This is a genomic window from Streptomyces sp. NPDC025721, from assembly GCF_055558595.1.
This window is the reverse complement of sequence record NZ_JBVHMF010000013.1, coordinates 185,067-210,846: the sequence shown is the minus strand read 5'-3', so window position 1 is coordinate 210,846 and position 25,780 is coordinate 185,067. Positions and strand designations below refer to the sequence as shown.

At 71.8% G+C, this 25,780-nt stretch carries 22 protein-coding genes and 1 pseudogene; 11 read left to right on the top strand and 12 right to left on the bottom strand.

Annotated features, from left to right (window positions below; translation table 11 throughout):
• Positions 1 to 29 precede the first annotated feature (29 nt).
• Both ACZ4EF_RS20390 and ACZ4EF_RS20385 read right to left on the bottom strand, forming a co-directional pair.
• On the bottom strand, positions 30 to 782 hold the full coding sequence (locus tag ACZ4EF_RS20390; protein WP_355342312.1) for a hypothetical protein: 753 nt from the start codon (positions 780 to 782) through the stop codon (positions 30 to 32).
• Positions 783 to 858: 76 nt separating this feature from the next.
• Complete coding sequence (locus ACZ4EF_RS20385) at positions 859 to 2,757, bottom strand: BACON domain-containing protein (protein WP_467505786.1); 1,899 nt, start codon at positions 2,755 to 2,757, stop codon at positions 859 to 861.
• Positions 2,758 to 2,982: 225 nt separating this feature from the next.
• Between ACZ4EF_RS20385 and radA the strand changes: the two genes are divergently transcribed.
• Together radA and disA are read left to right on the top strand one after the other, a co-directional pair.
• On the top strand, positions 2,983 to 4,368 hold the full coding sequence (gene radA / locus ACZ4EF_RS20380; protein ID WP_355342306.1) for a DNA repair protein RadA: 1,386 nt from the start codon (positions 2,983 to 2,985) through the stop codon (positions 4,366 to 4,368).
• A 415-nt stretch (positions 4,369 to 4,783) separates the two neighbouring features.
• The gene (gene disA, locus ACZ4EF_RS20375) at positions 4,784 to 5,944 is read left to right on the top strand and encodes a DNA integrity scanning diadenylate cyclase DisA (protein WP_391049623.1); all 1,161 of its coding nucleotides are present in this window, start codon (positions 4,784 to 4,786) and stop codon (positions 5,942 to 5,944) included.
• A gap of 108 nt (positions 5,945 to 6,052) precedes the next feature.
• Here disA and ACZ4EF_RS20370 read toward each other — a convergent pair whose 3' ends face one another.
• Entirely contained in the window at positions 6,053 to 6,952 is a 900-nt protein-coding gene (locus tag ACZ4EF_RS20370) for a hypothetical protein (RefSeq protein WP_391049625.1), read from the bottom strand.
• Between the two features lie 139 nt (positions 6,953 to 7,091).
• On the opposite strand from ACZ4EF_RS20370, the gene ACZ4EF_RS20365 reads away from it, so the two are divergent.
• The 5 genes from ACZ4EF_RS20365 to ACZ4EF_RS20345 all read left to right on the top strand — a co-directional run bounded on the left by ACZ4EF_RS20365 (position 7,092) and on the right by ACZ4EF_RS20345 (position 12,086).
• Complete coding sequence (locus ACZ4EF_RS20365) at positions 7,092 to 8,060, top strand: HhH-GPD family protein (RefSeq protein WP_391128120.1); 969 nt, start codon at positions 7,092 to 7,094, stop codon at positions 8,058 to 8,060.
• A gap of 459 nt (positions 8,061 to 8,519) precedes the next feature.
• The gene (locus ACZ4EF_RS20360; RefSeq protein WP_391049628.1) at positions 8,520 to 9,251 is read left to right on the top strand and encodes a SigE family RNA polymerase sigma factor; all 732 of its coding nucleotides are present in this window, start codon (positions 8,520 to 8,522) and stop codon (positions 9,249 to 9,251) included.
• On the top strand, positions 9,239 to 10,036 hold the full coding sequence (locus ACZ4EF_RS20355) for a hypothetical protein (RefSeq protein ID WP_467505782.1): 798 nt from the start codon (positions 9,239 to 9,241) through the stop codon (positions 10,034 to 10,036). Before ACZ4EF_RS20360 ends, ACZ4EF_RS20355 begins: the two co-directional genes overlap by 13 nt.
• A 4-nt stretch (positions 10,037 to 10,040) precedes the next feature.
• The gene (gene cseB / locus ACZ4EF_RS20350; protein WP_355342294.1) at positions 10,041 to 10,724 is read left to right on the top strand and encodes a two-component system response regulator CseB; all 684 of its coding nucleotides are present in this window, start codon (positions 10,041 to 10,043) and stop codon (positions 10,722 to 10,724) included.
• A 6-nt stretch (positions 10,725 to 10,730) separates the two neighbouring features.
• Positions 10,731 to 12,086 carry a sensor histidine kinase gene (locus ACZ4EF_RS20345; RefSeq protein ID WP_467505780.1) on the top strand — a complete coding sequence of 452 codons (1,356 nt, stop codon included), beginning with the start codon at positions 10,731 to 10,733 and terminating at the stop codon, positions 12,084 to 12,086.
• 105 nt (positions 12,087 to 12,191) lie between these two features.
• Here the strand turns inward: ACZ4EF_RS20345 and ACZ4EF_RS20340 are convergent, their stop codons facing one another.
• Positions 12,192 to 13,766, bottom strand: coding sequence for an MDR family MFS transporter (locus ACZ4EF_RS20340; protein ID WP_467505778.1), 1,575 nt, complete (start codon positions 13,764 to 13,766; stop codon positions 12,192 to 12,194).
• A 234-nt stretch (positions 13,767 to 14,000) separates the two neighbouring features.
• Between ACZ4EF_RS20340 and ACZ4EF_RS20335 the strand changes: the two genes are divergently transcribed.
• Positions 14,001 to 14,579, top strand: a complete 579-nt coding sequence (locus ACZ4EF_RS20335; protein WP_355342276.1) for a TetR/AcrR family transcriptional regulator — start codon at positions 14,001 to 14,003, stop codon at positions 14,577 to 14,579.
• A gap of 173 nt (positions 14,580 to 14,752) precedes the next feature.
• Here ACZ4EF_RS20335 and ACZ4EF_RS20330 read toward each other — a convergent pair whose 3' ends face one another.
• Positions 14,753 to 15,490, bottom strand: coding sequence for a M23 family metallopeptidase (locus ACZ4EF_RS20330; RefSeq protein ID WP_355342273.1), 738 nt, complete (start codon positions 15,488 to 15,490; stop codon positions 14,753 to 14,755).
• Between the two features lie 522 nt (positions 15,491 to 16,012).
• Here ACZ4EF_RS20330 and ACZ4EF_RS20325 point away from each other — a divergent pair.
• Together ACZ4EF_RS20325 and ACZ4EF_RS20320 are read left to right on the top strand one after the other, a co-directional pair.
• The gene (locus ACZ4EF_RS20325) at positions 16,013 to 16,366 is read left to right on the top strand and encodes a trypco2 family protein (protein ID WP_391049637.1); all 354 of its coding nucleotides are present in this window, start codon (positions 16,013 to 16,015) and stop codon (positions 16,364 to 16,366) included.
• A 314-nt stretch (positions 16,367 to 16,680) separates the two neighbouring features.
• Positions 16,681 to 17,565 (top strand): annotated as a pseudogene (locus tag ACZ4EF_RS20320) (NACHT domain-containing protein); the annotation flags it as partial.
• Positions 17,566 to 18,782: 1,217 nt separating this feature from the next.
• On the opposite strand, the gene ACZ4EF_RS20315 reads toward ACZ4EF_RS20320, so the two are convergent.
• Positions 18,783 to 21,302: an ATP-dependent Clp protease ATP-binding subunit gene (locus ACZ4EF_RS20315; protein WP_355342267.1), complete on the bottom strand. Its 2,520-nt coding sequence runs from the start codon at positions 21,300 to 21,302 to the stop codon at positions 18,783 to 18,785.
• 434 nt (positions 21,303 to 21,736) lie between these two features.
• On the opposite strand from ACZ4EF_RS20315, the gene ACZ4EF_RS20310 reads away from it, so the two are divergent.
• Positions 21,737 to 22,321, top strand: coding sequence for an SCO3374 family protein (locus tag ACZ4EF_RS20310; RefSeq protein ID WP_355342264.1), 585 nt, complete (start codon positions 21,737 to 21,739; stop codon positions 22,319 to 22,321).
• Here the strand turns inward: ACZ4EF_RS20310 and ACZ4EF_RS20305 are convergent.
• The 6 genes from ACZ4EF_RS20305 to ACZ4EF_RS20280 all read right to left on the bottom strand — a co-directional run bounded on the left by ACZ4EF_RS20305 (position 22,252) and on the right by ACZ4EF_RS20280 (position 25,777).
• On the bottom strand, positions 22,252 to 22,590 hold the full coding sequence (locus tag ACZ4EF_RS20305; RefSeq protein WP_355342261.1) for a histone-like nucleoid-structuring protein Lsr2: 339 nt from the start codon (positions 22,588 to 22,590) through the stop codon (positions 22,252 to 22,254). The two genes, ACZ4EF_RS20310 and ACZ4EF_RS20305, sit on opposite strands and share 70 nt — an antisense overlap.
• 121 nt (positions 22,591 to 22,711) lie before the next feature.
• Positions 22,712 to 23,230 carry an amino-acid N-acetyltransferase gene (locus tag ACZ4EF_RS20300; RefSeq protein ID WP_355342258.1) on the bottom strand — a complete coding sequence of 173 codons (519 nt, stop codon included), beginning with the start codon at positions 23,228 to 23,230 and terminating at the stop codon, positions 22,712 to 22,714.
• 9 nt (positions 23,231 to 23,239) lie between these two features.
• Positions 23,240 to 23,635 carry a BlaI/MecI/CopY family transcriptional regulator gene (locus tag ACZ4EF_RS20295; protein WP_355342255.1) on the bottom strand — a complete coding sequence of 132 codons (396 nt, stop codon included), beginning with the start codon at positions 23,633 to 23,635 and terminating at the stop codon, positions 23,240 to 23,242.
• 166 nt (positions 23,636 to 23,801) lie between these two features.
• On the bottom strand, positions 23,802 to 23,978 hold the full coding sequence (locus ACZ4EF_RS20290; protein WP_355342252.1) for a hypothetical protein: 177 nt from the start codon (positions 23,976 to 23,978) through the stop codon (positions 23,802 to 23,804).
• 60 nt (positions 23,979 to 24,038) lie between these two features.
• Positions 24,039 to 24,818: a hypothetical protein gene (locus ACZ4EF_RS20285; protein ID WP_467505773.1), complete on the bottom strand. Its 780-nt coding sequence runs from the start codon at positions 24,816 to 24,818 to the stop codon at positions 24,039 to 24,041.
• Positions 24,819 to 24,982: 164 nt separating this feature from the next.
• A complete protein-coding gene (locus ACZ4EF_RS20280; protein ID WP_355342247.1) occupies positions 24,983 to 25,777 on the bottom strand; it encodes a type III pantothenate kinase in 795 nt (264 codons plus the stop codon).
• Between the last annotated feature and the right edge of the window lie 3 nt (positions 25,778 to 25,780).

The following is a 25,780-nucleotide window of genomic DNA, read 5'->3' as shown; positions in this document are numbered from 1 at the left end:
CGCCTCAACGGCCGTACGGACCACGGCCGTTACGGCAGCACCCCGTCCTCCGTCCGCAGCAGCCGCAGAAACGCCTTCAGACCGGCGATGATCTCGGTGTTGTCGGTCAGCCGGTTCACCGTCGCCTCGAACTCCCGCGCCAGCGCGGCGATCCGGCGGTCGGTCCCGTCGGCCCGCGCGTAGACGGACAGGCCCAACGCGTCGACCGCGGACCGGAGTTCGCCGAGCGCGTGGTACTGCTCCTCGGCCTTGCCCTCCAGGACCTTGGCGCCGCTCTCGACGCGGGTGACGGTGGCGCGCAGGGCGAGGACGTCGTCGCGCGGGTAGGTGACGTCCTTCAGGAGGGTGCCGAGGCGGCGCCGCAGCGCCGCGAACCAGGCGCCGGCGGGCCGGAAGACGGTGCTCAGCAGGAAGAATCCGGCGAGCCAGTAGCCGGCGGCGCGGCCGGTCGCCGCGGCGACGGCGACCGCGAGGGCGGCCGTGACGAGGTGTCCCGCGAGGGCCACGCGCAGCATCAGGCGGGCGATCCGCCCGGCCTCGGTGTCGCGTTCCGGGGAGACGGTCAGGCCCTTTTCGCGGCTGGTCCGGATCTCGGCGAGGACGGCGTGGGCGCGGAAGTAGAGGTTCCACGGCACGGTCAGCAGAAGGAGCAGCCAGAGCAGGCCGAGCAGGCCCGCGGCGGTGCCGAGGACGGTGGACAGCGGTGCGCCGACGGCGTGGACGACGGCGAGTGTTCCGACGGTGACGAGGGTGACCACGACCGTGCCGGTGAATTTCCCCATGCCGCTCATCGTCCCGCCGCGCGGGCGGCCCGGCATGAGTACGGCTACTCAGGAGTAACACCCTTTCGCCGTACGGCTATCCGGCCGGGCTCGGCGACTCCGGCGCGGTGCTGGGGGCGTCGGTCGTGGGCGGCGCGGTCGTCGGCGGAGGTGTCGTCGGGGGCGGGGTGGTGGGCGGCGGGGTCGTCGGCGGAGGCGTGGTCGGCGGGGGCGTCGTCGGGGAGGACGAGGGCGGCGGCGGGGTGGTCGGGGAGTCGGAGGCGGGCGGCGGCACATTGCGGGTGGAGGAGCCGCGCAGGATCACGGTCGCGTGCGCCGGGGAGAAGGCGATGCGGGCGGTCCAGGAGCCGGAGGGCTCCAGGGCGTGGTCGACGCTCAGGGTGAGAGTGACCGATTCTCCGGGCCGCAGGTCGCCCGAGGTCGCGGAGAGCCGGATCCAGAACGCGGCGGTGTCGGCCGTCCAGTGCACGGGGGCCGCGCCGCGCGCGGTCAGGGTGACGGTGGTGCCGCTGGCGGTGACGGTGAGCGTACTGCCGCCGGGGGACGCCGAGCCGGCGGCCGTGGGGTCGGTCGAGACGGTCGTGGTGAGGACCGGCGCCGGGGTGTCCGTACCGCCGGAGTGCTGGGGGTCGGGAGCCTGCCGGGAGCTGCCCGCCTCCTGGTACGGGTCGCCGTTGAGACCGTCGGGCTCGCTGGCGGCGCGGTCCGTGCCGGGCGCGTCGGCGCCGAGCGGCGCCGCGTGGTAGGCGGCCCACAGGGCGAGTACGGGCGCGGCGACGACGGCCGCGACGACCGTACTGGTGACGGCCCGGTGCCTGAGCTGCGCGCGGCGGGCGGCGCGGTCCTTGAGGTCCATGGGGAAGCCGCGCCGGTCGAAGCGCGGGGTGGCGTCGCGGGAGCGCCCGGCCCCGGCGTCCATGGCGTGCAGCAGGGCGGCGTACGCGGCCGAGCGCGGCGCCTCGATGAGGGCGAGGACGGCGGTGGACCCGGCCCCCGGAGCGCCCGGTACGCCCGAGGCCCCCGGCCAGGGCCCCGCGGCGACGACGCGTTCCGCCGTACGCCTGCACACCGGGCAGTCGTCGACGTGCCTGACGAGTTCCGTGCGCAGCGCCGTACCGAGCAACACCTTGGTCTCGCCCGCGATCTGGGCGAGGGCGGCGCAGTTGCCGGTGTCCACGACGGACAGCGCGGTGCGGGTCCGCTCCACCTCGCAGGCGGCGCGGGCGAGCAGGCCGCGCGCGGTGTCGGCGTCGATGCCGAGGACGGCGGCGACTTCGTGCGGCGGGAGTTGGTGGCGGACCGCCAACTCCAGGGCCTCGCGCTGCTCGGGCGTGGTGCCGGCGGCCTCGGGCCAGGCGAGCGCGGCGAGTTGGGCGTGCCGCTGCTCGGCGACGGCGACCGACGTGCTCGGCGGCTCCGGCGGCCCGGCGGCGAGCCGGCGCAGGCAGGTCCAGCGGGCGAGCGCGTACAGCCAGGGGCGGAGCAGCTTCGGGTCGCGCAGGTGGCCGCGCTGCCGTTCGGCGAGCGCCAGCACCTCGCCGAGCGCCCCGGCCGCCGCGTCGTGCTCGCACAGGATCGACAGGCAGTACGTGAACAGGCCGTCCAGATACGGTTCGTAGTGCGCGGGCGGCTGCATGGGGAGCGTGCCGTGCGGGCGTTGACGGTCGTGCGCCTTGTGCGTCGCTTCCCGGCGGACGTCCTTGCGGGCGTCTTTACGGGCGTCCTTGCGCGACGGCTCCTTGCGCGACGGCTCCTTGCGGGCGGCCTTGCGCGCGTCGCCGCGGGCCTCCTTGCGGGACACGCGCGCTCCCTCCACGCGCGGTCCCTCCGGACGCGGCGCCTCGGTGCGCGGCGCCTCGGTGCGCGGCGCCTCGCCGCCCGGCGTGTCCTTGCGGGCGGCCCGGCCGGCCGGCGCGCGGTGCTTGCGGTGTGCGCCGGTCGTCTGGTTCTGGGTGGGGGTCTCCTGCCTGCTCATCACCGGGCGACGGTAGGCCCGGTACGGCCCCCGGTTCAGCTCTCCTGGCGTGCATTAATCCTTATGGGTAGTGATGCTGCCCAAAAGGGGACAGCTCCGTCATTCTTACGAGTGAACGCACGTGCGCGCGCTCGATGTCCGCGCCGCACGCCCCCTTGAGCGCCCCCGGCAGCCGCAGGAGCCGGTCCGGCCGCCTTGTCGGACCCTCCCGCTACGGTGGGCGACATGGCTGCCCGTAAGACCGTCTCGAAGGACCGTCCCTCCTACCGCTGCACCGAGTGCGGGTGGACGGCGCTGAAGTGGCTGGGCCGCTGCGGCGAGTGCCAGGCGTGGGGGACGGTGGAGGAGTTCGGCGCCGCGCCCGCCGTACGGACCACCGCGCCCGGCCGGGTGACGACGGCGGCGCGGCCGATCGGCCAGGTCGACGGGCGGCAGGCGACCGCGCGCTCCACGGGCGTGCCGGAGCTGGACCGCGTGCTCGGCGGCGGCCTGGTGCCCGGCGCCGTCGTCCTGCTCGCGGGCGAGCCCGGCGTCGGCAAGTCCACGCTGCTGCTCGACGTGGCGGCGAAGGCGTCCAGCGCGCAGGGCGCGACGCTGTACGTGACCGGTGAGGAGTCCGCCTCGCAGGTACGGCTGCGCGCGGACCGGATCGGCGCGCTCGCCGACCATCTGTATCTGGCCGCGGAGACGGATCTTTCGGCCGTTCTCGGTCACCTGGACGACGTGAAGCCGGCGCTGCTGGTGCTGGACTCCGTGCAGACCGTCGCGTCGGCCGAACTGGACGGCGCGCCCGGCGGCACCGCGCAGATCCGCGAGGTCGCGGGCGCGCTGATCCGGGCGTCGAAGGACCGCGGGATGTCGACCATCCTGGTCGGACACGTCACCAAGGACGGCTCGATCGCGGGCCCGCGGCTGCTGGAGCACCTGGTCGACGTGGTGCTCAGCTTCGAGGGCGACCGGCACGCGCGGCTGCGGCTGATCCGCGGCATCAAGAACCGTTACGGCGCCACGGACGAGGTCGGCTGCTTCGAACTGCACGACGAGGGCATCACCGGCCTGGCCGATCCGTCCGGCCTCTTCCTCACCCGGCGCGACGAGCCGGTGCCCGGCACCTGCCTGACCGTGACCCTGGAGGGCCGCCGCCCGCTGGTCGCCGAGGTGCAGGCGCTGACCGTCGACACCCAGATCCCCTCGCCGCGCCGCACCACCTCGGGTCTGGAGAACTCGCGCGTGTCGATGATGCTCGCGGTGCTCGAACAGCGCGGCCGGATCAAGGCCATCGGCAAGCAGGACATCTACACCGCGACCGTGGGCGGTGTGAAGCTCACCGAGCCCGCCGCCGACCTCGCGGTGGCGCTCGCGCTGGCCAGCGCCGCCATCGACACCCCGCTGCCGAAGAACCTGGTGGCGATCGGCGAGGTGGGCCTGGCCGGTGAGGTCAGGCGCGTCACCGGCGTGCAGCGCCGCCTGTCGGAGGCGGCCCGGCTCGGCTTCACCCACGCCCTCGTACCGCCGGACCCCGGCAAGATCCCGGCGGGCATGAAGGTGGTGGAGGTCGCGGACATAGGGGACGCGCTGCGGGCCCTGCCGAAGCGGACCGCACGGTCGTAGCGCCACGGCGTACGCCGGTACGGCCGCGGACGCCGGTGCCCGTACGGCCGTGCAGACGTCCGCGTTCGTACGGCCGTACGGCCGAGGGGTACGGCTGTACGGCCGCGGGCGCCCGGCTCGCGGGCACGGGGGAACGCCCCGCACCCCTTCCCGGAGAACGCCCGGCTCGCGGTTCCGGGGAACACCCGGCACCCGTTCGGGTTGCGCGCGGCGTACAGTCACGGAAGGCCCGGCACACGGTCGTGCGGGGCCTCGCGCGCGCTCCCGGGAGAGCCCGCGCGCCGTCGCGGGACCCCCGTAGGACCGTCGCGGGACCCTGGTAGGAGCCGTCCGGCCCGCGCCGCGCCCCCCGGAAGCCGTAAACTTTGCCCTGGTCTCGCCCATTGGGCATCCGTAGCGACCGGAGGATTGCAGAGTGGCAGCCAATGACCGGGCAGGGGGCCCTCCCCCGGCCCGAAGGGCATCGGGCGACTCCCCCGGCAGGTCCGGCGGGGTTTTCGGCGCCGACGCCGGGCTGATGCGCGCCTCTTTGAGCGCCGTCGCACCCGGCACCTCGCTCCGTGACGGCCTGGAGCGCATCCTGCGCGGCAACACCGGCGGCCTCATCGTGCTGGGCATGGACAAGACCGTGGAGTCACTGTGCTCCGGCGGCTTCGTGATGGACGTGGAGTTCACCGCGACCCGGCTGCGCGAGCTGTGCAAGCTGGACGGCGCGCTGGTCCTCGACAAGGACATGACGAAGATCCTGCGCGCGGGCGTGCAGCTCGTCCCCGATCCGACCATCCCCACCGAGGAGACCGGCACCCGGCACCGCACCGCCGACCGGGTCAGCAAGCAGGTCGGCTTCCCGGTCGTCTCGGTCAGCCAGTCGATGCGGCTGATCGCGCTCTACGTGGACGGGCAGCGCCGCGTCCTGGAGGACTCCGCCGCGATCCTCTCCCGCGCCAACCAGGCACTGGCCACCCTCGAGCGGTACAAGCTGCGCCTCGACGAGGTCGCGGGCACGCTGTCCGCGCTGGAGATCGAGGACCTGGTGACGGTGCGCGATGTCACCGCCGTCGCCCAGCGCCTGGAGATGGTCCGCCGGATCGCCACCGAAATCGCCGAGTACGTCATCGAGTTGGGCACCGACGGACGGCTTCTCGCCCTGCAACTGGACGAGTTGATCGCGGGCGTCGAGCCCGAGCGCGAACTGGTCGCCCGCGACTACGTGCCGGAGCCGACCGCCAAGCGCAGCCGTACGGTCAACGAGGCGATGGCCGAACTCGACTCGCTGCCGCAGAGCGAACTCATCGAACTCACCACCGTGGCACGGGCCCTGGGTTACACCGGCTCCCCCGAATCCCTCGACTCCGCCGTCTCGCCGCGCGGTTACCGGCTCCTCGCCAAGGTGCCCCGGCTGCCCAACACCGTCATCGAGCGCCTGGTCGAGCACTTCGGCGGCCTCCAGAAGCTGCTCGCCGCGAGCGTCGACGACCTCCAGACGGTCGACGGCGTCGGCGAGGCCCGCGCCCGCTCCGTCCGCGAGGGCCTCTCCCGCCTCGCCGAGTCGTCCATCCTGGAGCGGTACGTCTAGACGTACCGCTGGAGGCAGCTGCCTCGGGGACCGGAAGCGCCCCGACCTCGTCCGCCGCCCACACGAAGCGGCGGACCGGGGACGGCCGGGGGGCCGGGCCCCCCGGGATTAGTCCTGGGAGAGGACGAAGGAGACCTGCTTGGCGCCGTAGCCGGAGAGCCGGGCCTGGATCAGGTAGGTGCCGGGCGCGGCAGCGCTCCCCTTGGGGGTCGCGCACTTCGGGGAGCTGGTCTTGGCGTTCCACCGGAGCGTGTACGTCGTGGAGCCGTGGGCGGGCACCTGGAGGAGATAGGAGCCGCTGCCCGCGGTGGGGCAGTCGTCGGAGGCCCAGGTGTGGGCGTTGCCCGCGGTCGAGGTGATCGTGAAGACGGCCTTGGCGGGGCCGAAGTCGACCTTGCAGGAGACGGATCCGGAATTCGCGGCGCGCAGCTCGAAGACGGGGGTCTCGTCCGGCGAGTAGGAGTTCTGGACGCTGCGCAGCGAGAGCTGGACGCTGCCGGGCGAGCAGTCGGGGAGCGTGGAGCCGGCGGGCAGTTGACCGCCCGAGCCGCCGTTGCCCGAGCCGCCGCTGGTGGCGACACCGCCGGAGGCCGCGCCGCCGGACGACGAGGTGCCCGCCGTACCCGACGTACCGCCGTCGTTGCCGCCCGAGGAACCGGCACCGGCCGAACTTCCGTCCGTGGCACCTCCGTTGGAGCCGCCATTCGAGCCGCCGTCGGAGCCGGAGGAGCCCGCGGAGGAACCGGAGGAGCCGCCGCTGTCGCCGCCCGAGGTGTCGCGGCCACCGGGGCGCCCGGTGATGTGCGTACCGGTCGGCTCGGGGCCCGGCGTGATCGTGCCGACCGGCGTGTGGGTGCCCGAGGAGCCGTTGTTGCCGCTACCGCCGCCCCCGCCGGTCGAGTTGACCAGCCAGAAGATCAGCAGGGCGACGAGCGCGAGCACACACAGCGCAACGGCCCGCCGCCGCCAGTAGATGGTCGACGGCAGAGGTCCGACGGGATTGCGCATTGAGCCCACACCCGAACTCTAGGGGAGATCACCCGCGCCTCGCCGCAACACCCGCCGCTCGGCGGCCGGTCTTTGCCGATCATCACGTTTAAGGGGACGGCCGGTCGCTGTCAGTGGCCTGTGCGAGGATCGGGAGGACATGAGCACCGACATCCGCGACGCTTCCGTCAGCACCTCAGCCCGCACGTCCCCGGCCGCCCCCGCGGGTTCGGCGGTCCCCCCGGCTCCCCCGGCCGCCGTCACCGAACTGCACGACCTGGTGATCGACTGGTTCGGCGAGCACGCCCGCGATCTGCCCTGGCGGCGGCCGGACGCGGGCGCGTGGTCGGTGATGGTCAGTGAGTTCATGCTCCAGCAGACGCCGGTCGTCCGGGTGCTGCCGGTGCACCAGGAGTGGCTGGCCCGCTGGCCCCGCCCGGCCGACCTCGCGGCGGAGTCGCCCGGCGAGGCGGTACGCGCCTGGGGGCGGCTCGGCTATCCGCGCCGCGCGCTGCGGCTGCACGCGGCGGCCACCGCCATAGCGGCCCAGCACGACGGCGAAGTACCCGAGGACCACGGCCAGTTGCTGGCCCTGCCCGGTGTCGGGGAGTACACGGCGGCGGCCGTCGCGTCCTTCGCTTACGGGCGGCGGCACATCGTGCTCGACACCAATGTGCGGCGGGTCTTCGCCCGCGCGGTGACCGGCACCGCGTATCCGCCGAACGCGACGACGGCCGCCGAGCGGCGGACCGCCCAGACGCTCCTCCCGGCCGAGGAGCCGGTCGCGGCGCGGTGGGCGGCGGCCACCATGGAGCTGGGCGCGCTGGTGTGCACCGCCCGCTCCCCCGAGTGCGGGCGCTGCCCGATCGCCGCGCGCTGCGTCTGGCGGCTGGCCGGTTCGCCCGCGCACGACGGGCCGCCGCGCCGGGGCCAGACGTACGCCGGGACCGACCGGCAGGTACGCGGCCGGCTGCTGGCCGTCCTGCGCGCCTCCACCGCTCCCGTACCGCAGGCCGCGCTCGACGCCGTGTGGCACGAGCCGGTGCAGCGGGCCCGGGCGCTGGACGGCCTGGTCGAGGACGGCCTGGTCGAGCCGCTGGCGGACGGCGTGTACCGGCTGCCGGTCTAGGGCGTACCCGCCACCGCCGTATCCGCCGCAGCGCCGTATCTGTCACCGCGCGGTATCCGTCACCGCGCCGCATCCGCTTCAGCGCCGCATCCGTCACAGCGCCGTAACCGTCACAGCTCTCCGCCGGGCACGGTCTCCGGATGATCCGGGCCCGGCGGTGCCGCGCGCCCTCCCCCGGCGGTGCCGCGTGCCCGCCCCCGTCCCCACTCCCACCTCGGCTTTCGCGGGCCGCGCCCCCTGTGACGCCTGACTCCCCGGGTCCGCAAATGCCCGTTTCATCGCAGAATGCGCCTATTCATAGCCATTCACGGCTTGCATTCCACCCGTTACAGAACCGATGGGTTGCTGTGAGGCCGCTGTGCGCTCGCGGTGGCGAAAGCCCAACATCCGCTCCGTAGCGTCCTCGATGTCGGCAGGGAACGACGACAGCGGCAGGCAGGCACGGGACGGAGTCACACCATGGCGGGGAACGGCGAGGTACTGGAGTTCGAGGAGTACGTGCGGACTCGGCAGGACGCCCTGCTGCGCAGCGCCCGCCGCCTGGTGCCCAATCCGGTCGACGCGCAGGACCTCGTACAGACCGCGCTGGTGCGGACGTATCCGCGCTGGGAGGGCATCGCCGACAAGACGCTGGCCGACGCGTACATGCGCCGGGTCATGATCAACACCCGTACCGAGTGGTGGCGGAACCGGAAGCTGGAAGAGGTGCCCACGGGCGAGCTGCCGGACGCGAGCGTGGACGACGGCTCGGAGCAGCGCGCGGACCGCGAGATGCTGCTCGACGTGATGACGGTGCTGGCGCCCAAGCAGCGGCAGGTCGTGATGCTGCGGCACTACGGCCAGCTCTCCACCCAGGAGACGGCCCGCGCGCTGGGCATGTCGACCGGTACGGTGAAGAGCACCCTGCACCGGGCGCTGGCCCGGCTGCGGTACGAACTGGAGCACGGCCGCTACGGCTACTCCCGGCTGGACGCGGTGGACCGGGACTCTGCCGGGCGTGACGCGTCCCAACCGGAATCGGCATACTCGACGCACCCGGCTCATTCGACGGACGCGACCGGACCGCTCGGCGCGGCCGCTCCGCTCGGCACGGCCGGCTCGACCGGGTCGGCCGGATCGACCGACCCGCTGGACCCGGCCGCGCTCGGCCGGGAACCGATGGAACGCATGGAGGGCGTGTGGGCCGCGTAGCCTCGACTCTCGCGACGGGCGCGCTGGCGTGCGCGTGCGTCGTGGTCGCAGGCTGCGGTGCGGCCGCCACCGGCGCCCGCCGCGAGGGCCCGGCGCCGGCCGCCACCCGGGTGAAGACCCCGTCCACCGTCGCCCCGGCGATCGTCGCCGACCAGGTGGCGCTGGCCACGATGGTGCGCAAGGACAACAGCGTCAGCGCGGACGTACGCGAGGATCTGACGCCGTGCGTGGGGGCCGGTTACCCGATGGACACCGACTCGGGCGACCTCACGGCGGGCGACGGCCCCGACCTGGTGATCAACGTGACGACGTGCGGCGACGGCCTCGGCATCGCCGCGTACGTGTACCGGATGGTCAACGGCAAGTACCAGAACGTGTTCGCGGACGAGCAGCCGCCGGTCTACGGCAGCGTCGAGGACGGGCGGCTCCAGATCATCCACGAGGTGTACAGGACCGACGACCCGGCGACGTACCCGACCGGGCAGGAGTCGATCACGTACGCCTGGCGCGGGCAGCGCTTCGTCGAGGTCGCGCGGGACTTCTCGGACTTCGGCGCGCGGACGCCGACCGTCTCGCCCGAGCCGACCTCGACCGACCCGGCGCCGCTGCCCAAGTCGGACCCGGTCGACCCCGGCGTGCCGGCGGCGGAGACCACGACCCCGGCGCCGGCCAAATCCCCCTCCTCCGGCGTGTCCGGCAGGCCGAGCAGTCCCGCCGCTCCCGGTTCGACGGCCCCGCAGATGTCGGCCGACGGCGACGCCGTCCAGCACGGCCAGGGACAATAGCCCGGTGGCCGCCACTCATGTCCTGTTCGTCGAGGACGACGACGTCATCCGCGAGGCGACGACTCTCGCGCTGGAACGCGACGGCTTCGAGGTCACGGCCGCGCCCGACGGGCTGGAAGGGCTCACGGCCTTCCGCGCCCGCAGGCCGGACCTCGCGCTGCTCGACGTGATGGTGCCGGGCCTGGACGGCGTGTCGCTGTGCCGCCGGATCAGGGACGAGTCGACGGTGCCGGTGATCATGGTGTCGGCGCGGGCCGACGCCATCGACATCGTGCTCGGCCTGGAGGCCGGGGCCGACGACTACGTGACCAAGCCGTTCGACGGCGCGGTGCTGGTGGCGCGCATCCGCGCCGTACTGCGCCGCTTCCGGGCGGCGGGCGGTGACGACGGGCTGGACGACGCGCCGCAGCTCTCCTTCGGGGACATCGAGATCGACCCCGAGGGCATGGTGGTCACGCGGGCCGGGGAGCGGCTGGCGCTGACCCCGACCGAGATGCGGCTGTTGCTTGAGTTCGCGGGCGCGCCCGGCACCGTGCTCTCCCGCGACCGGCTGCTCCAGCGGGTCTGGGACTACGAGTGGGGCGGCGACACGCGGGTCGTGGACGTCCATGTGCAGCGGCTGCGCGCCAAGATCGGCCAGGACCGGCTGGAGACCGTCCGCGGTTTCGGCTACAAGCTGCGGGCCTGAGGTCGCGTGCCGTCCCGTCCGGCGGACTCGCCGTCCGCCTCCTCGTACCCCGGAGCCCCGCGCCGCTCGCGTACCGGCCCGCGCCGCTTGCGTACCGGCCCGCGCCGCTTCGGTACCGGCCCGCGCTGGTTCCGTGCCGGTCTGCGCTGGAAGATCGCCGCGGCCATCGCCGTGGTGTCGGCGCTGGTCGCGCTCGCGCTGAGCCTGGTCGTGCACAACGCCGCGCGGGTCAGCATGATCAACAGCACCCGTGACGTCCAGGACGAGCGCGTCCAGTCGGCGCTGCGGATCTACGAGACGACCGGGCGGCTGGTCTTCTACGCCAAGATCGACGACCCGGAGCTGCCGCGCGAGCTGAAGGAGTTCGCGGCCAAGGGGCAGCGCGCCACGTATGTGCAGGACACCGGCGGTCACCCGATGGTGTGGGCGGAGACGCCCGCCGCGGACGGCCGGGTGCTGTCGCTGAAGACCGGTTTCACCGACCGCTACTCCGTGCTGGACGACCTCGACCAGGCGCTGGTGGCCGGGTCGCTCGCGGTCGTCGTCGGCGGTACGGCGATCGGCGTGCTGATCGGCGGCCGGATGTCGCGGCGGCTGCGGAAGGCGGCGGTCGCGGCCCGCAAGGTCGCGGACGGCGACACCGAGGTACGGGTGCGCGAGGCGATCGGCGGCCGGCGCGTACGGGACGAGACGGACGAGCTGGCGCGGGCCGTGGACGCGATGGCCGACGCGCTGCAACTGCGGCTGGAGGCCGAGCGGCGGGTGACGGCCGATATCGCGCACGAGCTGCGGACGCCGGTCACCGGTCTGGTCACCGCCGCCGAGCTGCTGCCGCCCGGCCGCCCCTCGGAGCTGGTGCGCGACCGCGTGCACGCGCTGCGGACGCTGGTCGAGGACGTCCTGGAGGTGGCGCGGCTGGACGGCGCCGCGGAACAGGCCGACCTCCAGGAGCTGGTGCTCGGCGAGTTCGTCCGCCGCCGCGTCGTGGCACTGGCGCCGGACGCCTCGGTCACGGTGGCCGAGGAGGCCGTCGTGCCCACCGACCCGCGCCGCCTGGAGCGCATCCTCGGCAATCTGCTCGCCAACGCCGCCCGGCACGGCGGCGCCCCCGTCGAGGTGGTGGTCGACGGCCCCTATCTGCGCGTCCGCGACCACGGGCCCGGCTTCCCCCCGGACCTCCTGCGCGACGGCCCCAACCGCTTCCGTACGGGCTCCGCCGCCCGCTCGGGCGGCGGCCACGGCCTCGGCCTGACGATCGCCACCGGCCAGGCCCGCGTCCTCGGCGCCCGCCTCACCTTCCGCAACGTCCCCGCCGAGGACGGCGGCGGCGCGGTCGCGCAACTGATGCTGCCCCGCGAGTAGCCGTGGGTCCGGCACTTCGCGGGGCAGCGGGTCCGGCCGAGGAGCCGGGGGGAGCGGGTGGCCAGCGGCCGGGGGCCGGGGGCCGGGGCCTTGCCGGTCAGATGATCAGATGGCGTCGGCCAGGACCGGGGGCTGTTCGTCCTCGGAGCTGGCGGTCTTGGGGGCCGCGGCGCGCAGCGGGGTCTCGGTGATGAACCAGGCCGCGGCGAAGCCGACGACGCTGATGACGGCGCCCCACAGGAAGACGGTGTGGGTGCCGTCGGCGACCGCGTGGAAGTACGCGTCCTTCACGGCCGGCGGGAACTTGGCGATGGTGGCCCGGTCGAGCTGGGCACCGGCTCCAGCGGCCCCGGAACCGGCTCCGGCGGCGCTGGAGGCCATGCCGTGGGAGACGGTGTGCGTGAAGAGGGCGCCGAAGAGCGAGACGCCGAAGGAGCCGCCGATCGTGCGGAAGAGGGTGGAGGACGAGGAGCCGACGCCGATGTCCTTCATCTCGACGCTGTTCTGCGCGATCAGCATCGTGATCTGCATGACGAAGCCCATGCCGACGCCGAGTACGGCCATGTAGAGGCCGGAGGTGAAGCGGCTGGTGTTGACGTCCATGGTGGAGAGCAGGAACAGGCCGAAGGTCATGAAGGCGCCGCCGACCAGCGGGAAGATCTTGTACTTGCCGGTGGAGGTGGTGATGCGTCCGGCGACCATGGAGACGACGAGCATGGCGCTGAGCAGCGGCAGCAGCAGGAGTCCCGAGTTGGTCGCGGAGGCGCCCTGGACGGTCTGCTGGTACAGCGGCAGGAAGGTCATCGCGCCGAACATCGTGAAGCCGACGATGAAGCCGACCAGCGAGATCAGCGAGAAGTTGCTGTTGCGGAAGATCCGCAGCGGCAGCACCGGCTCGGCGGCGCGGGTCTCGGCGTAGAGGAAGGCCGCGAGCGAGACGAGGCCGAGCACGAGCAGGCCGATGATCTGCGCGGAGCCCCAGGCGTACTGCGTGCCGCCCCAGGTGGTGAGCAGGACCAGCGAGGTGATCGCGACGGTGAGCAGCGACGCGCCCCAGTAGTCGATACGGCCCGAGCGCCGCTTCTTCGGCAGGTGCAGCACGATGGTGACCATCGCGAGGGCGACGACGCCGATCGGCAGGTTGATGTAGAAGCTCCAGCGCCAGCCCCAGTTGTCGGTGATGCTGCCGCCGACGAGCGGGCCGCCGATCATGGCGATGGCCATGACACCGGCGATCATGCCCTGGTACTTGCCGCGCTCGCGGGGCGGGATCATCTCGCCGATGATCGCCATCACGCCGACCATCAGACCGCCGGCGCCCAGGCCCTGGACGGCGCGGAAGCTGATGAGCTGGTCCATGGTCTGCGACATGCCGGAGAGCGCGGAGCCGAGCAGGAACAGCACGATGGACGTGAGGAAGATGCCCTTGCGGCCGTACATGTCGCCGAGCTTGCCCCAGATGGGGGTGGAGGCGGCGGTGGCCAGCGTGTAGGCGGTGACGACCCACGACAGGTGGTTGAGCCCGCCGAGTTCGCCGACGATCGTCGGCATCGCGGTACCGATGATCATGTTGTCGAGCATCGCGAGCATCATCGCGATCAGCAGGCCCGCCATGACGACGCGCACACTGCGCTGTCGCGGCTCCGCCTTGACGGCGGCGGCGGTGTCGGTCTGGGACATGGCGGTGGGTCCTCCCCCGGTGAGGGCGGTTCTCCGGGTCCGGCGACACTCACTTCGCCGTCCGCTTACTTGCCGCCCGGCTAGCTAGGTACGGAATGAAGGTACGGGCGTAACTAGCCGGGCGTCAAGTAAGTGCGTAGGGTTTGACCAAGGCCGTACCGTCATGCCCCGTACAGCCCGTCGAGCCGGTCGGGCTCCGTCTGCCCGACGCGAGCGCAGCAGGAGTGCACAGCCATGGTCACAGCGCAGACCCGCCGCGGCGACACCCGCCGCCGCATCCAGGACGTCGCCCTCGAACTCTTCGCGGAGCAGGGCTACGAGAAGACCTCACTGCGCGAGATCGCCGAGCATCTGGACGTCACCAAAGCGGCGCTCTACTACCACTTCAAAACCAAGGAAGACATCCTCATCAGCATCGCGCAGGACCTGTCGAAACCGGTCGACGCGCTGATCGCCTGGGGCAACGAGCAGCCGCGCACGCTGGCCACCAAGCAGGAGGTGCTGCGCCGCTACAGCGAGGCGCTGTGGGGCGCGGAGGCGCTGTTCCGGTTCTTCCAGGAGAACCAGGCCACTGTGCGCGAGCTGAGCATCGGCGAGTCCTTCAAGGGCAAGATCGGCTCGCTGAGCGGGCTGCTGAGGGAGCCGGAGTGGCCGATGCCCGCGCAGGTGCGCTGCATGACCGCGCTCTTCGCCATGCACGCCGGGATGTTCGCGATGCGCGACATCGAGGGCGATCCGGCCGCCAAGCGCGCCGCCATTCTCGACGTCGCGCTCGACCTGGTCGCCCAGGCGGAGGCCGAGGCGGGGGTCTGAGGGGGCTGAGCTTGCGAGGGGCTGAGCTTGCGAGGTGCTGAGCTTGCGAGGTGCTGAGGGGCTCTTCCGAGGGGCCTCGCACGGGTAGAGACGGCGGCCGGATGTTGACGGCCGCCGTCTCTCTTGTACGACTGGTGGGATCAGACGTGCGTCGGACGTGCGTCAGACGTACGTCAGACGTGCACGCCGTGCGTGCGCAGGAAGTGCAGCGGCTCGACGGAGGAGCCGTAGTACGGGGTCTTGCGGATCTCGAAGTGCAGGTGCGGACCGGTCGAGTTGCCGGTGGAGCCGGACTTGCCAATCTCCTGGCCGGTGTCCACCTTCTGGCCGACGTGCACGCCGATGTGCGACAGGTGGCCGTACTGCGAGTACGTGTTGTCCGCGTGCTTGATCACGATGTTGTTGCCGTACGCGCCGCCCCAGCCCGCCGTCACGACGGTGCCGGTGTGCGCGGCCCGCACGCTCGTGCCGCTCGGCACGACGAAGTCCTGGCCGGAGTGGGTGTGCGCCCAGTGCGGACCGGCCTGCGCGTACCCCGCGCCGATCACGTAACCGCTGGTCGGGGTCACCCAGGACGCGCTGCGGGCCTTGCGGTCGGCGGCGGCCTTGGCGTCCGCGCGCTTCTTGGCGTCGGCCGCGGCCTTGGCCTTGGCCTCGTTGGCGGCCTTGGTCTTCGCGGCGTCGGCCTTCACCTTGGCCGCGGTGGCCTGCTGGCCGCTGGCCTGCTTCTGCACCACGTCGGAGATGCTGCTCGCCGTCCCGGCGGCGAGGAATCCCTCGTGCTGCGTGTCAGCGGCGATCGCCGCCGTCGAGCCCAGGGCGAGCGCCGCGACCAGTCCGCCCGTCACTACCGCGACACGGCCACGGGTGACGGACTTCGGGGCACGGTTCATCGTCGAGTTCTTGCGCATGAAGAAACAACCTCACTGAAAGGGGGGAGCAACAGGTCCGGAGATCCGAAACATCCGACTGCGGCTCGTTGCCCATCCTTGGTAACGCGGCATTCCGCCGGACCACAAGGACCCCTATTACTAAGCGCGGTCGTAGTGCCGACCTCTCGGATTCCGCCCTTCCCTTCACCCTTTTTACGTCGAATGCCCGGTACGCCCCCGCACTCAAGTCGCACCAAAACGGGCATCAAGGGCCCCGCCCCTTCACTTCCCTGTCCCCCGCCTGTGCGTGATCCACAGGCTCCGCACACCCCGCGAACCCGCCACTATTTCGCTTAGTAAGTGGCCTGGCTCACATGGGGCACATCACCTCGCCACGCGATCCGGCGAATTCCACCGGGACCAAGGACCTGTGACCGCCGCCACTTCCGCCGCCACTTCCCCGCCCCTTCCCCGCCCCTTAGAACCCGCCCCCTTCCACCAATTCGTGGCGCGGGTCACATTCCCGCCCCTATCGTGAGGCCCGGACACAAGGGGGGCTCCATGCCGGATCTGCCGCACACACCGCTCGACGCCATCGACCTGGCCGACGCCGTCGAAGCCGTCCGCCACGGCCTCGTCACGGGCGCCGCCCGCGGCGCGGGCCAAGCCGTCCGCTTCGAGGTCGGCGAGATCCACATGGAATTCGCCGTCACCCTCGAACGCGTCCGCACCGGCCACGGCGGGATCAAGGCCGTGGTCGTCGAAGCGGGCGCCGACACCGCCCGCACCACGGGCCGCACCCACACGGTCTCCTTCACGCTCCGCCCGAAGGACGCGGCGACGGGCCGGCCGGTGGAGATCGCCGCCCCGGACGAGGGCACCCTGCCGGGTGACGCGCCCCGGCCGCCCCGGTGAGCGGGCTCTTACGGGAGCGGCTGACGGTCGTCCGCAGCCGAGGCGTCCAGGGCAGCGGCTACCTGCTGACGCCCACGCTGGTCCTGACGGCCGCGCATCTCGTGGCGGGCACGGACGAGGCCAGGGTCACCGTCCCCGACTGCCAGGCGATCGGCTTCCCCTACGCCCAGCGCGACGCGAGCGGCGGCCTCGACACCGAACAGCTCACCGGTACGTACAAGCCCGGCTCGGGCCTGCTCGGCGGCCGCGACGTACTCACCGTCGACGGCACCCCGCCCGCGCCGCGCCCCGACGGCCTCTCCCCCTGGGCGGGCATGTCCGGCGCCGCCGTCTTCGCGGGTGACGTCCTGATCGGCGTCGTGACCACCGACCCGACCGGCTGGCAGCACGGCCGCGTCACCGTCACACTCCTCCAGCGCCCCTACGACGGCACGGGCCTGCGCAGTGTCCTCAGCCAGCAGGGCTTCACCCCCCTGTTCGTCCCGCCCCCCGGCCAGCTCACCGACCCCCGCTCCACGTTCGAGGCCCGCTACGCCCCCTACCTCGTCAAACGCCACGGCACGCTCCGCATCTTCGGCATCGACCTCACCGACCGCAAACGCGCCACCTGGCCCCTGGACGCCGCCTACTACAGCCTGGAGGCGACACCGACGGCCGATCCGGCCATGGAAGACCTCGCGCCGCGCGCCCACCGCCCGCTCCCCGCGGAGCAGGCGCTCGCCGGGCACGACCGGGTCCTGCTGCGGGGTGTCGCGGGCTCGGGCAAGACCACCCTCGTGCAGTGGCTGGCGGTCGCCACCGCCCGGCAGGACCTGGGCGAGCACCTGGAGCACCTGCGCGGCCTGGTCCCGTACGTCCTCCCGCTCCGTACGATCGCCCGCCGCGACCGGCTGCCCGCGCCCGCCGACTTCCTGAGCGCCGTCGAGGTGCCGCTGAGCCCGCCGTCGCACTGGGCCGAGGACGTCCTGGCCGAACGGCGCGGGCTGGTCCTCATCGACGGCCTGGACGAGATCGACGAACGGTCCCGTGAGCGCGTCGGCGACTGGCTGCGCGGCCTGCTCGCCGCGTATCCCGGCAACCGCTGGCTGGTCACGTCCCGCCCGACGGCCGTCTCCGACTCCTGGCTCGCCGACGAGGGCTTCACCGACCTGACCCTCTCCCCCATGAGCCGGGGCGACATCCGCGCCTTCAGCGAGCGCTGGCACGACGCCGCCCGCGCCAGCGTCCCCGACGAGGAGCCCGAGGAGCGGGCGCGCCTCGACACGTACCAGCGCACCCTCCTCGACGCCCTCCACACCAAGCAGGACCTGGCCCGGCTCGCCACGAACCCGCTCATGTGCGGCCTCATCTGCGCCCTGCACCGCGACCGCAGCGGCTACCTCCCCACCGGCCGCAAGGAGCTGTACGACGCCGCCCTCGGCATGCTGCTGATCCGCCGTGACCGCGAACGCGATCTGGCGACCCCGCTCACCGAGGAACCGCAGATCCAGCTCCTCCAGAAGCTGGCGTACTGGCTGGTGAAGAACGGCCAGGCCGAGATGGACATCTCCGACGCCATGCGCCTGATCTCAGCCGCCCTGCCCGCGATGCCGTCCGCCGCCGCGCTCGGCGACAGCGCCTCCGTCTACTGCCACCTGCGCGACCGCAGCGGGCTGCTGCGCGAGCCCACGCCGGACACGGTCGACTTCATCCACCGCACCTTCCAGGACTTCCTGGCCGCCCGCGCAGCCGTCGAAGACCTCGACTTCGACCTGCTGGCCGCCAACGCCCACCACGACCAGTGGGCCGACGTCATCCGCATGGCCGTCGCCCACGGCCGCCCGGCCGAGCGGGCCAGGCTGCTGCGGAAGCTGATCGAGCGCGGCGACGCGGAGCCGGACCACTCAGCCCGGCTGCACCTGCTGGCGACGGCGTGCCTGGAACACGCCACAGAGCTGGACCCGCGGGTCCGCGCGGAGGTGGTGCATCGTGCGGAGAGGCTCATCCCGCCACGGACGGCCGAGGACGTCCAAGGACTGGTGAGCGTCGGCCCGCTGGTCCTGGAACTGCTTCCGGGCCCGGAAAGGCTGAGCCGCGACGAGGCCTCGGCCGTCGTCCAGGTGGCGTGGTCCATCGGTGGAGACGCCGCGGTCGTTCTTTTGGCTCGGTTCGCAGCTCACGACCGCCATCACGGAAGCGCGTTGCCCCAGGGACCCCGGCCCGGTCGACCTGGCGCCGCTCGCGGCCCTTCCCGCTCTGACCAAGGTCACGGTCACCGGCCCCGGCCCCGTCCTCGACGCCGACCGCATCCCGCGCGTGAAGGTCACCGTCCACGCCCCGAGGTGACAAAAGGGGCGGGCCCCGGACCGTTACCGCTGGTCCGGGGCCCGCCCCTTACTAGGCCGCTGTCGCGGCGGACGCTACCGCGCCGGAGGCGCTACGCGTCCTTGGTCAGATTCGGCCCGCTCGCCGTCTCCACCGGCGGGGCGTCCGCGACCGTGACCTTTTCCTCGCCACGGAACGTGAACTTGGCCGTCTCGCCCTCGCCCTCGACGTCGACCACGACGATGTGACCGGGGCGCAGCTCGCCGAAGAGGATCTTCTCGGAGAGCGAGTCCTCGATCTCGCGCTGGATGGTCCGGCGCAGCGGCCGGGCGCCCAGGACGGGGTCGTAGCCGCGCTTGGAGAGCAGCACCTTGGCGTCGGGGCTGAGCTCGATGCCCATGTCGCGGTCGCGCAGCCGCTCGTCGACCCGGCTGATCATGAGGTCGACGATCTGGAGGATGTCCTCCTCGGTGAGCTGCGGGAAGACGATGACATCGTCGACGCGGTTCAGGAACTCCGGGCGGAAGTGCTGCTTCAGCTCGTCGCTGACCTTGTTCTTCATCCGCTCGTAGTTGGACTTCGTGTCGCCCTGGGCGGCGAAGCCCAGATTGAAGCCCTTGGAGATGTCCCGGGTGCCGAGGTTGGTGGTCATGATGATCACCGTGTTCTTGAAGTCCACGACCCGGCCCTGGGAGTCGGTCAGGCGACCGTCCTCCAGGATCTGCAACAGCGAGTTGAAGATGTCGGGGTGGGCCTTCTCGACCTCGTCGAAGAGGACGACGGAGAACGGCTTGCGGCGCACCTTCTCGGTGAGCTGGCCGCCCTCCTCGTACCCGACGTAGCCGGGAGGCGAGCCGAAGAGCCGCGAGACGGTGTGCTTCTCGCTGAACTCCGACATGTCGAGCGCGATCAGCGCGTCCTCGTCGCCGAAGAGGAACTCGGCGAGCGCCTTGGACAGCTCGGTCTTACCGACGCCGGACGGGCCGGCGAAGATGAACGAGCCGCCGGGACGCTTGGGGTCCTTCAGACCGGCACGCGTGCGTCGGATGGCCTTGGAGAGCGCCTTGACGGCGTCCCGCTGCCCGATGACGCGCTTGTGCAGCTCGTCCTCCATGCGCAGCAGGCGGGAGGACTCCTCCTCGGTCAGCTTGAAGACCGGGATGCCGGTGGCGGTCGCCAGGACCTCGGCGATCAGGTCGTCGTCGACCTCGGCGACGACGTCCATGTCGCCGGCCTTCCACTCCTTCTCCCGCTTGGTCTTCGCGGCGAGGAGCTGCTTCTCGTTGTCCCGGAGCGAGGCCGCCTTCTCGAAGTCCTGCGAGTCGATCGCGGACTCCTTCTCGCGGCGCACGTCGGCGATCTTCTCGTCGAACTCGCGCAGGTCCGGCGGCGCGGTCATCCGGCGGATGCGCATCCGGGAACCGGCCTCGTCGATCAGGTCGATCGCCTTGTCCGGCAGGAAGCGGTCCGAGATGTACCGGTCGGCCAGGGTCGCGGCGGCCACCAGGGCGGAGTCCGTGATGGACACCCGGTGGTGCGCCTCGTACCGGTCGCGCAGGCCCTTGAGGATCTCGATGGTGTGCTGGAGCGACGGCTCCGCGACCTGGATGGGCTGGAAGCGGCGCTCGAGGGCCGCGTCCTTCTCCAGGTACTTGCGGTACTCGTCCAGCGTGGTGGCGCCGATGGTCTGGAGCTCACCGCGGGCCAGCATGGGCTTGAGGATGGAGGCGGCATCGATCGCGCCCTCGGCGGCACCGGCGCCGACCAGGGTGTGCAGCTCGTCGATGAACAGGATGATGTCGCCGCGGGTGCGGATCTCCTTGAGGACCTTCTTCAGGCGCTCCTCGAAGTCACCGCGGTAGCGGGAGCCGGCGACCAGGGCGCCGAGGTCAAGCGTGTAGAGCTGCTTGTCCTTCAGCGTCTCGGGCACCTCGCCCTTGACGATCGCCTGGGCCAGACCCTCGACGACGGCGGTCTTGCCGACGCCGGGCTCGCCGATGAGCACGGGGTTGTTCTTGGTGCGGCGGGACAGCACCTGCATGACCCGCTCGATCTCCTTCTCGCGCCCGATCACCGGGTCGAGCTTGGTCTCACGAGCGGCCTGGGTCAGGTTGCGGCCGAACTGGTCGAGGACGAGCGAGGTCGAGGGGGTGCCCTCGGCCGGGCCGCCTGCCGTGGCCGACTCCTTCCCGCCGGAGTAGCCGGACAGGAGCTGGATGACCTGCTGCCTGACCCGGTTGAGATCGGCGCCCAGCTTCACCAGGACCTGGGCTGCGACGCCCTCGCCCTCGCGGATCAGGCCGAGCAGGATGTGCTCGGTGCCGATGTAGTTGTGGCCGAGCTGGAGGGCCTCGCGGAGCGACAGCTCCAGGACCTTCTTCGCCCGGGGGGTGAAGGGGATGTGGCCGGACGGGGCCTGCTGGCCCTGGCCGATGATCTCCTCCACCTGCTGGCGGACCGCCTCGAGCGAAATCCCGAGGCTCTCCAGGGCCTTAGCGGCGACACCCTCACCCTCGTGGATCAGGCCCAGGAGGATGTGCTCGGTGCCGATGTAGTTGTGGTTGAGCATCCGGGCTTCTTCCTGAGCCAGGACGACAACCCGCCGCGCGCGGTCGGTGAACCTCTCGAACATCGTTAATCGCTCCTCAGAGCGGTCGGGCAGTGAGGGGTCGGTCCCCTCCCTGTCCTTCCGCATGCTAGTCCCGCACAGCGGCGCCGCTCACGTATCCACCCCCGCTCGCGCGAGGAAAGCTGCGCTACCGGCTGACGTCACTCACACAACCTCGATGGTGCGAGACGATGTTCCCGCAGGCCAGGCGAATACCCCTTTATCAAGTACGCCCGTGGCGAACGCACGCCCTCGCCTGCTCGAACACCAGCCCTTCCCACTAGGTACTTCTTACCCTCTGCCCAGGACACTCCATGCCGAAAGCGGCTGGGGAGTGCGCTAAGGGCGAACAACCTTGCGCCGTTACGGACACTTCCGGCCGACACCGAACGTGTTCACCCATCGACGGTACGTGGTCACCGCCGTAACCCCTGCCCCGGCGGGCAGTTGCACACGGCATGGGCTGGTACGAGCACGAACTGGGGTGGCCGACCACCGGGGCGCTGCCGCCGGGTCTGGTCACCGGGGTGCGGTTCGACGCGGTGGACGTGCCCGCGGAGGCGGGTCTGGCGATGCTGAACCGTTTCCCGCGGCCGGGCCAGCTCGGCCCGGTGGCGCTGGACGGCCACCGGATCCGGCTGCTGGTGGCCGCCGGATCCGCCGAGGAGCTGCCGGGGCTGCTGGAGTGGCTGGAGTGGGGCGGTATCCGGCTGGATCTGACGGCGCTGGGGTCCGGCGCTCCGATGCGAGCGCCCGCGCACCCCGAGTGGGGCCGCCGGGAGGCCGCGTACGACCGGTCCGCGCCGGTGTGGCTGCGGCCTCCCCGACCGGGGTGCGAAGTCGAGTCCACGGTGCCCGCGCTGCGTGTCACGGATGGAGCCGATGGAACGGGGGTACCCATCGGGCTCACGGCACTGGTGGCCGCCCTTGCGACGGCCTGCCACCGGATCACGCTGCGGACGCGTAGCCAGGATCAGCCGTGGGCCTTCTCGTACGCCTCACGAATGGTGGCCGGAACACGACCGCGGTCGTTGACCTCGTAACCCTTCTCCTTGGCCCACGCACGGATCTTCGCGGTGTCGGGACCGGAAGCGCCGCCTCCGCGGACCGCCTTGGTACGGCCACGACCGGCTCGTCCGCCGGTACGACGGCCACTGTCCGTGTACGGGTTGAGCAGCCCGCGGAGCTTGTCAGCATTCGCGGTGGTGAGGTCGATCTCGTAGGTCACACCGTCGAGAGCGAACGTGACGGTCTCGTCCGCCTCGCCGCCGTCGAGGTCGTCAACAAGAAGAACCTGGACCTTCTGAGCCACCGGCTTCCCTTTCATCGAAAACGGATTAACGGTAAAAGCAAAGCGCCTTTGCGGGAAAAACACAAACCCCTTGCACGAACGGGCGCCCGCGAGGTAGCGCGATCCGGACAAACCGGAACGGTCAGAGTTGCAGCAGCATGCGGCTGTTGCCCAAGGTGTTCGGTTTCACTCGCTCCAGGTCCAGGAACTCCGCGACACCCTCGTCATTGGAACGGAGGAGCTCGCCGAAGACATCGCCGTCGACCGGCGTCTCCCCGATCTCCACGAAGCCGTGCTTCGCGAAGAAGTCCACTTCGAAGGTGAGGCAGAAAATTCGGCGGACTCCCAGCCAGCGTGCGGTGTGCAGCAACTTTGCCAGCAACTGGTGGCCGACACCCTTGCCGCGCTGCGTCGGGTCCACCGCCAACGTCCTGACCTCGGCCAGGTCCTCCCACATCACGTGCAGGGCGCCGCACGCGACCACGTTCGCGTCCTCGTCCCGTTCCGCGACCCAGAACTCCTGGATGTCCTCATAAAGGGTCACTGTCGGCTTGTCGAGCAGGATGCCGTCACGCACATAGGAGTCGAGCAGCGTCCGTACCGCGGCGACATCGCCGGTGCGCGCCCGGCGGATGGTGACGTCATTCGACATGAGGGGCATGTGCGGACGCTATCGCCCTTCGGGATCCGCAGGACCGGAGGGGTCGACGGACTGGATGATGCGCAATGCGTCACGGACCGCTTCACGCTGTTCCGGAGACATCATGCCGAAGAAGTGGACGAGCGCGGCGGCCGGGTTGTCGCTCGCGGACCACGCTTCGTTCATCAGTGCGGCAGAGTATGCGGCACGCGTCGAAACGGCCTCATAACGATAAGCGCGGCCTTCCTCCTCGCGGCGGAGCCAGCCCTTCTGGCGCAGGTTGTCCATTACGGTCATGACAGTTGTGTACGCGATGGATCGATCCCGTGAGAGATCCTCCAGGACCTCACGAACCGTGACCGGTCGGTTCCACTCCCACACTCGCGTCATGACGGCGTCTTCGAGGTCTCCCAATGGCCGGGGCACATTCCGGATACTAGCCGCAGACGTTCCGCTTATCGGGACCAAACGGGTCGGACCGGCGCACGGCGCCTTGTCGGGCGCCGCGCACCGGTCCGTGGATCGGGCATGGATCTTCGGCCAAGTATCAGATGATATTGATTTTCTTGGCCGTCAAATGCCGCGGCGGGCGTCAGCGGTCCTCGGCGGAGGGCTGGCGCGCGGCCTCGGCGCGGGCGAAGGCGGCGTCCACCGCCGCGTCCTCCTTGGCCTTGTTGGCCCCGCCCTGATTCTTGATGATCGTCACGATGACGGCGATGAAGAGGATCGCCATCACCAGCGGCGGCACGATCGCGGATACGTAGTCCATACCGACCAGCGTAGCCACGCCTCCCGCGCCGCCGACGGCGGGTGGGTGCGGCGGGGCCCGTCAGGCCGAGCGGGCCTCGTCGTCCCGCTTGGGCGCGGCGGGCTTGCGGCCGGGCGGCCAGATCTCGGCGGGCGTCGGCGGGCGCTTGGGCGCGCCCTCGCCGGGCCCCGGCGAGGGGGACGGCGTCGGGGACTTCGGGCGGGGCGAAGGAGCCGGGGACGGCTTCTTCTCCGCCGGGTCCGCGGCGGTGGCGGAACGGGCGCCCGGAAGGGCGAGCAGGCGGCGCGACGTGGTCATATGGGCCTCCAGACGGAGTCGTACGTCGTTCTCTGCGAGGGTTTCGCAGCGGCGCAGCAGTGCGGTGCGCCGCCGGTACTCCGGGGTTCCGCTCGGTGCGGCACGCAGGCGGCGCAGTGCGGCGAGGTCGTCCGCGCCGGGTACGTAGCCGCCGGCGAGCGCGGCGGTGAGCCGTTCCAGATACCCGCCCGCGCTTCCGGGCAGCGCCTGCCGGTACCGGCTCAGCTCGTCCAGCAGGAACGACCGCAGCCGTCCCGCCTCGGCCACCGCGTCGTCCACGGCGTGCACGAGCCGGAGGTATTCCTGTACGTGCTCGGCGGGCCGCGCCGGTACGCGCGCCTGTGCGGCGGGGCGTACGGGTCCGCGGAGCTGTTCCGCCGGGCGTACGTGCTCGGCCGGGCGCGGCGCGAGCACGGCGTCGGCGGCGGCGGTGTCGGTCCGGCCCGCGTAAGGGGACAGGACTTCCGCCAGGGCTCGGCGCAGCACGCGCAGTTCGTCCGCGCTGAACGCCATCCCGCCTCGGTTTCCGTGTGGCGTGGGCATAGCGAAAGATTAGTCTTTAACCGGACAAATCACACGCATCCTCGCGCACTCGGGTGCGTCGCCCGCCCCGTACCGCCGCAAGCCCCCCGTACGGCCCGGAGCCGCCCCGTACCGCCGGGCGACACGGCGAGACACGCCGGGCGACACGGCGTACACCCCGGGCGCTACGACGTCTGGACGTTCCGCTCGTACACCAGCCGCAGTCCGATCAGCGTCAGCCAGGGCTCGTGCTCGTCGATGATCGACGCCTCGCCCAGGACCAGCGGCGCCAGGCCGCCCGTCGCGATCACGGTCACGTCGTCCGGGTCGTCGGCCAGCTCGCGCGCCATCCGCTCGGCGATGCCGTCGGCCTGCCCGGCGAAACCGTAGAGGATGCCGGACTGCATGGCCTCGATCGTGTTCTTGCCGATGACGCTGCGCGGCCTGGCCAGCTCGATCTTGCGCAGCTGCGCCCCGCGCATGCCGAGCGCGTCCACCGAGATCTCGATGCCGGGCGCGATGGCGCCGCCCACGTACTCCCCGCGCGCCGACACCGCGTCGAAGGTGGTCGCCGTGCCGAAGTCCACGACGATGCACGGGCCGCCGTAGAGGTGCACGGCGGCCAGCGAGTTGATGATCCGGTCGGAGCCGACCTCCTTGGGGTGGTCGACCAGGATCGGCACACCGGTCTTGACGCCCGGCTCGACCAGGATCGACGGGACGTCGCCGTAGTAGCGGCGGGTCACCTCGCGCAGCTCGTGCAGCACCGACGGCACCGTCGAGCAGATCGCGATGCCGTCGATGCCGTCGCCGAGGTCGCCGAGCAGCGGGTGCATCCCCATCAGGCCCTGGAGCAGTACGGCCAGTTCGTCGGCGGTACGGCGCGGGTCGGTGGAGATCCGCCAGTGCTCGACGATCTCCTCCCCGTCGAACAGCCCGAGGACGGTGTGGGTGTTGCCGACGTCGATGGTGAGCAGCATGCG